This window comes from Candidatus Margulisiibacteriota bacterium (assembly GCA_018822365.1).
In the GTDB taxonomy this organism is placed as follows: domain Bacteria; phylum Margulisbacteria; class WOR-1; order O2-12-FULL-45-9; family XYB2-FULL-48-7; genus XYB2-FULL-45-9.
Map to the genome: position 1 here is coordinate 1 of JAHJKL010000045.1, position 5833 is coordinate 5833.

General features: G+C 50.3%; 5 protein-coding genes and 1 tRNA gene. 5 read left to right on the forward strand and 1 reads right to left on the reverse strand.

Annotated features, from left to right (window positions below; genetic code table 11):
• The 3 genes from KKF06_03700 to KKF06_03710 all read left to right on the forward strand — a co-directional run.
• Positions 1-1318: saccharopine dehydrogenase NADP-binding domain-containing protein (locus tag KKF06_03700; GenBank protein ID MBU1616874.1), on the forward strand; the 1318-nt coding region annotated here is incomplete at its 5' end.
• The gene (locus tag KKF06_03705; GenBank protein MBU1616875.1) at positions 1319-2461 is read left to right on the forward strand and encodes a type III PLP-dependent enzyme; all 1143 of its coding nucleotides are present in this window, start codon (positions 1319-1321) and stop codon (positions 2459-2461) included.
• 1 nt (position 2462) lies between these two features.
• A tRNA-Arg gene (locus KKF06_03710) sits at positions 2463-2536 on the forward strand.
• 170 nt (positions 2537-2706) lie between these two features.
• Here the strand turns inward: KKF06_03710 and KKF06_03715 are convergent.
• The gene (locus KKF06_03715; GenBank protein ID MBU1616876.1) at positions 2707-3207 is read right to left on the reverse strand and encodes a response regulator; all 501 of its coding nucleotides are present in this window, start codon (positions 3205-3207) and stop codon (positions 2707-2709) included.
• Positions 3208-3813: 606 nt separating this feature from the next.
• On the opposite strand from KKF06_03715, the gene KKF06_03720 reads away from it, so the two are divergent.
• Both KKF06_03720 and KKF06_03725 read left to right on the forward strand, forming a co-directional pair.
• Complete coding sequence (locus KKF06_03720; protein ID MBU1616877.1) at positions 3814-5526, forward strand: proline--tRNA ligase; 1713 nt, start codon at positions 3814-3816, stop codon at positions 5524-5526.
• 56 nt (positions 5527-5582) lie between these two features.
• Positions 5583-5833: amidophosphoribosyltransferase (locus tag KKF06_03725; protein MBU1616878.1), on the forward strand; the 251-nt coding region annotated here is incomplete at its 3' end.

The following is a 5833-nucleotide window of genomic DNA, read 5'->3' on the forward strand; positions in this document are numbered from 1 at the left end:
AAAGCGAGTAAAGGACTCGCTTAAAAAAGGGGTTAAATACGTTATCGACCGGGTAACCAAGGAAAACTACAAGAAACTCCTGGCCAAATATGTTGGTCCAGGTGATCTGATCATCGACTTGGCCTGGAACATTGATTGCCGATCGATCGTCACCTGGTGCCGTGATAACCAGGTCCTTTATGTCAATACTTCTGTAGAAGAATGGGATCCATACAAGGACGAACAAAGGAACGACCCGACCAAGTATACTCTTTATGCCCGCCATATGGAGATCCGCAAAATGATCGAAGGATGGGGGAACAACAACGGAACGACCGCGATCGTCGATCATGGGGCCAATCCGGGGCTTGTTTCCCACTTTACCAAACACGCTTTGATCCAGATCGCGGAAAAGATCATCGCGGAAAAACCAAAAAATTCACGGAATAAACAACTTGAAGAATATATCAGGGTCAAAGATTTTGCCCGGCTGGCGATGCTGACCGGGACCAAGGTTGTTCACATTTCAGAGCGTGATACCCAGATCACCGACCAGCCGAAGCAGGTCAATGAATTCGTCAACACCTGGAGCATTGAAGGTTTTTATGAAGAAGGGGTCGCTCCGGCCGAACTGGGTTGGGGGACGCACGAAAAGTATGTTCCTGAAGGGGCCTTTTTCCATGAGACCGGACCGCGCAATCAGATCTGTTTACGAACGCTTGGGATGAGGACCTGGGTCCGTTCCTGGGTCCCGTGCGGCGAGATCACCGGGATGGTCATTCGCCACGGTGAAGCATTCAGCATTTCTGATCGATTGACCGTTTGGGAGCATGGAGAAGCAGTGTATCGTCCAACGGTCCATTATGCCTATTGTCCGAGCGACTGTGCTGTTGTCTCCCTGCGGGAGCTGGAGATGCGCCAATTCAAAATGCAGGAGAAGCAAAGGATCATGTCGGACGAGATCATTTCCGGACGGGACGAGCTGGGGGTCCTGCTCATGGGGCATGACTTCAATTCCTGGTGGTGTGGCAGCTTGCTTGATATCCACACTTCCCGGAAGCTGGTCCCGCACCAGCAGGCGACCACCATGCAGGTGGCGATCTCGGTCGTGGCCGCTTCCATCTGGATGATCAAGAACCCCAAGCGGGGTTTCCTGATGCCCGACGATATCGACCACGAAGAGATCCTTAAAATTGCCAAGCCGTATATCAAACCGTTCGTTTCCAAGCCGGTCAATTGGACCCCGCTGGACAACCTGAATACCAAGTTCACCAAGTTTGATATGCCGACGCCGAAAAAGGATGACGTCTGGCAGTTTACGACCTTTCTGGTGAAGTAATTGAACAATCAGGACCTTTTCAAGCTGGCAAAAAAGAACGGGACGCCGCTTTTTGTTCTTGACCACGAAGTCATTCGCGAGAATTACCGCCGGATGAGACGGTTTCTCCCCCGGGTTGGCCTCTATTACGCGATCAAAGCGAATTCCGATCCGGAGATCATCCAAACCCTTTATCCGCTGGATTGCGGGTTTGATGTCGCTTCTCTGGAAGAATTTAATCTGGTCTTGGATAATATGCCCAAAAAAGAGCTTCGGGGAAAGAAGCGAACCTCGTTTATCTGGGACAGGATAATAGTTGCCAATACCATTAAGCCGGTCGAGACGTTAAAAAAGATTAAGAACTACAACACTCTGATGACCTATGATAACGCCGAGGAACTGGTCAAGATCAAGAAATATTGCCCGGATGCCGGGTTAATTTGCCGGATCAGGGTCCAAAATGTCGGTTCAATGGTCGAATTGTCGAGCAAGTTTGGGATCGAACCCGGAGATGCCCCCAATTTAATTGAAAAAGCGTTTGACCTGGGGTTGTCGGTCGAAGGGGTCAGTTTTCATGTCGGGAGCCAGTGCTGTAATATTGATAATTATATTACCGCCCTTGAAGCCTCGGCCGAGATCTTTAAAGAGACCTCTTCCCGGGGGCACCAGATGAAGGTTTTAAATATCGGCGGGGGATTCCCTGTTCCATACGATGACGCGGTCCCTGATTTTGAGATTTTTGCCGGCAAGCTCCGCAAAGAGCTGGACCGTCTTTTCCCCAAAGAAGTGGAGATCGTAGCCGAGCCCGGGCGTTACCTGGTGGCGACCGCCGCCAAGCTGGTGGTCAAGATCATTGGCAAAGCGGTGCGCGACGGCAAGACCGTGTATTATGTCAATGACGGTGTTTACGGCACGCTCTCGGGAGTAGTTTTTGACCATTGTCCTTATCACTTCCATTCGTTCAAAAAGAGAGGGGAGAAAAAGATCTGCGCGGTGGTCGGTCCGACCTGTGACGCGTTTGACACTGTTTCAACCAGCGAAATGCTGCCGGACCTGGCGATCGGAGATCTCTTGTACGTCGATAATATTGGCGCCTACAGCATTGCTTCGGCGACCAACTTTAACGGTTTTCCCAAGGCTAAAGTTTTTCCTTTGAACCGATGATGCGCCCGTAGCTCATTTGGATAGAGCGATTGCCTTCGAAGCAATAGGTAGCAGGTTCGATCCCTGCCGGGCGCATAAATTAATTATCAACTCATTTGGATAAAGCGTCCCGATCGGATCGGGAAGGTAGCAGGTTCTCCCGTCGTTCATTAATTAATTTAATAATGATGGAATCGACGGGATCCCGATGATTTCATTGTTATTGTAATATTATGTCCATCGGGAGATCCCTGCCGGGCGCAGATTTATTTGTCAGAGAAAATGTCGGAGATGGCGGCCAGCAGGGTCTTGGCGGTTAATGGCTTTTCAAGGCAGATATTCACCTCGTGTTTTGCCGCGATCTCTCTTCTGGTTGGGCTAAGATCTCCGCTCATGACGATAATATTGACCGCGTTGCCATGGCCGGCCCTGATTTTTTCGGCCAGAGATAAGCCGTTTATCGCTCCCATATCAATATCGGTTATGACCAGGGATAAGCTGGCAAGGTCAAGGGTCAGCGCTTCCTCCGCGCTGGCGGCGGTCTGGACCGTATGCCCTTGCCTGGAGAGGATCTGTTGAAGAAGCCGTCGATTCATTTCTTCGTCGTCGACGACCAGGATCCGTTTTGGCGGCAGGGTTGTTGGTGGCGGAGGACTTTCGATTCTGGCTGATTTTGGCGTTGTATTGTGAATCAGAAGAGCGTAAATACTTTTCATGACGCGACCAATTTCTCTTGCTGACGCCTCGACCCGCTGGCAGCTGTCCATGACACTTCTTAGCCTAACAAGATCTTGCTCGGAAAAGTTTGCTTCATTATCTTGTATGTCATCAATGATAAATCTTGGGTTGGAGGCTAAGGTTGATAGTACATTGTTAATATCATGAATTATTTTTCTGGCCGTTTTGTCTTTATTGGATCCATTCTCCTCCGTTATTGAAGTGTTTAAGAATAATCGATTCGGTTTGTGGCTGTATAATTGAGATAGTTTGTTGTGGAGCTGACGGATTTTGGCTGCCGCGACTTTGATTCCAGTCAGATCTTCGTTCATTCTTTGGGTGGATCTGCCGTTATTAGACGCGTCAATCAATTCTTTGCAAATACGTTCAATAATCCTCAGATGATGGCTAACCAGAGGAAGTTGGTGGCAAATCACTATTTTATAAGAGATGGGCCCCTTTAGCCCAAAAGTTTTGCCTCTATACTGATAAGACAATCCCAGAGAATAGCGTGAAATAGAACTCATAAGTATATATCAGCTAGATATTAATAAAATTTCACACAATAAAAGGAAAATCAACAGCTAACGAATTGGTTGATATCTAGGGAAAAATGAGGTATAATAGTCTGGTCAGTAGGGGGGAAGTTGAGCTAAATGAGAATGTCGCAGGTGGTGGCGCCGACCCTTCGTGAAGATCCATCCGAGGCGGAAGTCGTATCCCATAAACTGATGCTCCGTGGCGGCTTTATCAAAAAGCTGGCGGCCGGAGTCTACACCTTTTTACCGCTTGGTTACCGCACGTTGCGCAATGTTATCCAAATTATCCGGGAAGAGATGGACTTCTCCGGCGCCCAGGAAGTCTTGATGCCGACAATTATTCCGGCTGAGCTTTGGCAGGAATCCGGCCGCTGGCCGCTCTACGGCAAAGAGCTTTTCCGGATCAAGGACCGTCACGACCGGGAATTCTGCCTGGGACCGACCCACGAAGAGGTTATTACCGACCTGGTCCGCAACTCGATCCGTTCTTATAAACAGCTTCCGGCCAATCTTTACCAGATCCAGACCAAATTTCGGGATGAAGTGAGGCCCCGCTTCGGACTGATGCGCGGGCGTGAATTCCTGATGAAAGACGCGTATTCTTTCCATGCCAGCGCGGAGAGCCTGGAGAGGGAATATCAAAATATGTACCAAACCTACTGCCGGATCTTTGACCGGATGGGGCTTAAATACCGGGTCGTTGAGGCTGATTCCGGCTTGATCGGCGGTGGTTTTTCCCAGGAGTTCATGGTTCTAGCGGAGACCGGCGAAGAAGAGATCTTCCATTGCACAAAATGCGATTATTCGGCCAGCCGGGAATCGGCGGGAGTGGGGAAGTGGAAGGGAGAGGCAAAGGCAACGGCAGAGGAAAAGGTTACGGATGTTTGTACTCCTGGAGCTAAGACGATCGAAGAAGTGGCCGTGTTCCTGAAGATCACCCCCGATAAAATGATCAAGACTTTGATCTATGAAACGGAGCAAGGGGCGGTTGCCACCCTGGTCAGGGGCGATCATGCGATTAATGAAGCTAAATTAAAAAAAGTTCTGGGAGTTGAAGACCTGCGGCTCGCTAATGAAGCGGTCATTAAAAAAGTGACCGGCGCGCCGGTTGGTTTTGCCGGTCCGGTCGGGCTCAAAGGGGTCAAGATCGTCGCCGACCAGGCGGTTGAACTGATCCCGTTGGCGGTCTCCGGGGCGAATAAAGCTGATCACCATGTAATAAACATTGTTTACGGCCGGGATTATAAAGCGGATCTGACCGGCGACCTCCGTTTCGCGGCGGCGGCCGACAAATGCCCTCGCTGCGTCGATGGCCATTTTGAGGTTTCTCGCGGTATTGAAGTGGGGCACATCTTCAAACTTGGGACAAAGTATTCGGACAAGATGCGCTGCGTCTACCTGGACGAGAAGAACCAGGAGCAGGTGATGATCATGGGGTGCTACGGGATCGGCGTTTCGCGGACCGCTGCCGCGGCGATCGAACAGAACCATGATAAAGACGGGATGATCTGGCCGACGCCGCTCGCCCCCTTTAAAGTAGCGGTCGTGCCGGTCAACGCGGAAGAACCGGAGCAGAAGGAGACGGCTGAAAAGATCTACAATGATCTATTAAAGAGGGGGCTGGCCCCTTTACTTGACGATCGGATCGACCGGATCGGCGTGAAGCTTAAAGATATTGACCTGTTCGGGATACCCTTTAAAGTGATCGTTGGCCCGAAAGGATTGAAAGAAAAGAAAGTTGAGATCAAACAGCGCCGGAGCGGCGAAATGGAATTGGTCGGCGTTAATGACGTAGTTGCTAAGTTGGAGAGCCTTATAACCAACGGCTAAACGCCGCGGTTAATTTAACCGCGAAGTTTATTCGCGGCAATAAAGAGAGGGATAATTTGAAAGAAGCGTGCGGCGTCTACGGGATCTATTCATACAATGGTGATCCGCTGGCCAAGCTGGTTTATTACGGGTTATATGCCCTTCAGCACCGGGGCCAGGAGTCGGCCGGGATCTTTGCCTCCGACGGCAAGGAGTTTCGCGGCCACGTCGGGATGGGACTGGTCAATGTGGTATTCAATGAAGAGATAATCAGCAAGATCACCGGCCATATTGCCGTAGGCCATGTCCGTTATTCAACCACCGGCTC

Excerpts from the sequence above, each read along its gene's own strand:
- KKF06_03715 (MBU1616876.1), bottom strand. The coding sequence starts at position 3,207 with ATGGACAGCTGCCAGCGGGTCGAGGCGTCAGCAAGAGAAATTGGTCGC.
- KKF06_03720 (MBU1616877.1), top strand. The coding sequence starts at position 3,814 with ATGAGAATGTCGCAGGTGGTGGCGCCGACCCTTCGTGAAGATCCATCC.